2 protein-coding genes are annotated in these 1,946 nt (G+C 43.3%); one reads left to right on the top strand and one right to left on the bottom strand.

Annotated elements, in window-relative coordinates; all coding sequences use genetic code 11:
* Positions 1 to 21 precede the first annotated feature (21 nt).
* Positions 22 to 402 carry a metallophosphoesterase family protein gene (locus tag ABD892_RS10875; RefSeq protein WP_345195662.1) on the bottom strand — a complete coding sequence of 127 codons (381 nt, stop codon included), beginning with the start codon at positions 400 to 402 and terminating at the stop codon, positions 22 to 24.
* 1,104 nt (positions 403 to 1,506) lie between these two features.
* On the opposite strand from ABD892_RS10875, the gene ABD892_RS10870 reads away from it, so the two are divergent.
* Entirely contained in the window at positions 1,507 to 1,872 is a 366-nt protein-coding gene (locus ABD892_RS10870; RefSeq protein WP_345195661.1) for an NERD domain-containing protein, read from the top strand.
* Positions 1,873 to 1,946 lie beyond the last annotated feature (74 nt).

Raw genomic sequence — 1,946 nt, 5'->3', positions numbered from 1 at the left:
TACGATAATCTGATTAGATTATCATCTCACACAGGTCATTTTGGATCGGTGAAAGGTGGACATTTTAAATCGGTGCTGACACCACAGAGTGCAACCGATGAAGACAGTATCCTGAATCTCGATAATGCCCGGATTTAACAGGGTTACTCGTGAATCACGACAGAATTCATCCATATCCTGATTGATGCTGTATAACTCATGACCGTAGTATTCATGGTTACCAGGCACATAAAGTATGGGAGTATCTGGGTACCATTGTTTTGTTCGTTCAATGCCCTCAACGCCTTCGCCAATATCACCAGCCAAAATGACAAGGTCAACGGACAGTTCATTACAAGGCATGAACCGGATGGAATGCATGAAGTGTTCAAGGTGCAAGTCACTGAGAACATGAATTTTCACAGTATGTCTCCTTGACAGCTTTTGTCATTGTCGATTTTTCATCCACGTTAGTAGCTATTGTCATTTTCGATAGGGATAACAGACAAACCCAAAATGACAAGACAACCAAACCGGCGTAGACACTGGCTAACGATTTCGAAGCTAATGGCCTTAATCCTAAAGAAGATCGTTATGAAATCATCAAAATTGATCCAGCCCGGATAATGATCATTTTATCGAAATTGATACACACTGGACACTGGCAGGGCCGTTTGGGTTTCAGTTATTGGAACTTGAAATTGCCGGACTTAGAGGCATTGACCAGAAAGGTCTGGCTCATAACCCTATCTTTGCCAAGGGTTAAAAGGAGTTTCTTGGCCTGGCAGCATAACTGATCAGGCAACATTACCATCTTAGGAGACATCACAGGGTCAGGACCCAATACCATGGAGTGATACAAATGCTTGAGATACAACCCCATAGTTCCATTATATTGATATAGAGATGCCTGATGCTATGAGTTTATGACAACCCCGAAAGTAAGCATCACATGCGTCTTGTCGCTTTAAGGCTCAATAAGTCCAACGTAAAAACATTATATTTTGAGCCAATTTCTTATATTTCGAGTCAGTTTCTTATATTTGAGGGATATTTATTATATTTCTCTAAAAACTGATCCTGATCGGGGTAGTCGGAAATGGACAGCTTGAAATAGCCTTTAAGCTCCTGCCTCAACCGAGCCGTCTTGTCGAATGACTCAATATAGACACGTCTATACTTTACAGTGCGTCAGAGCCACTCGACAAAGATATTATCCCGGCAAATGAACTAGCCCCCTTTTTCAAACAGCCTGAACAGACTGTAAAGCTATGATCGAGTATTCTCTGGCCACAGGCCGCCTTTTCACAGTACACCTGATCTGGTGTGTCGTCACACAAACGCTAGGTCCATGCAGGCTTTAAGCACTAAGGCTTTAAACTCGCGTGAGTGCTTGCATAGTGTCTGACTGCCAACAACAATAAGGGCAAATCGCCATGAAATAAGCTGCGGTTTATTCCAATTGCCGCTTGTTAGCAGTACACAGCATAATCACTCCCACTAACAAAAATCAGGCAGTGTGCTGAAATGGCCGGCTTAGTATCTCCTCCGCTGAATGAGATTCCAAAACTCAGGCAACCTTTAACGGCAGGTGAGAAGGAAACGCTTAATTTTCTGGTTAAGCATTTACCTCACACCTGGGAAATCTATATACAGCCTCACATGAATGGTCTGTGCCCGGATTTCGTTCTGCTTAACCCCTGGGTCGGCATCATCATCCTTGAAGTCAAGGATTGGAATTTAAAGTCCATGGACTACCGGTGGGAAGGCCATGGCAATAACCCGCCCAAATTAATAGCCACGAACAATCAAGGCAAAACCTTCAAGCTTAAGTCCCCCTATGACCAGCTTATGCATTATAAAGAGGAGATTCTGGAGCTGTATTTGCCTTAACTCCCGCTTAACGATCTGAAGAAGTAAGGCTAAATTGAATGAAGAGAGCGTCCCCTGTGCTCTTCAGGCAAAAT

This window comes from Kistimonas scapharcae, assembly GCF_039540975.1.
Lineage (GTDB): Bacteria > Pseudomonadota > Gammaproteobacteria > Pseudomonadales > Endozoicomonadaceae > Kistimonas > Kistimonas scapharcae.
The sequence above is the reverse complement of the archived record's forward strand: the minus strand, read 5'-3'. Positions and strand labels throughout refer to the sequence as shown.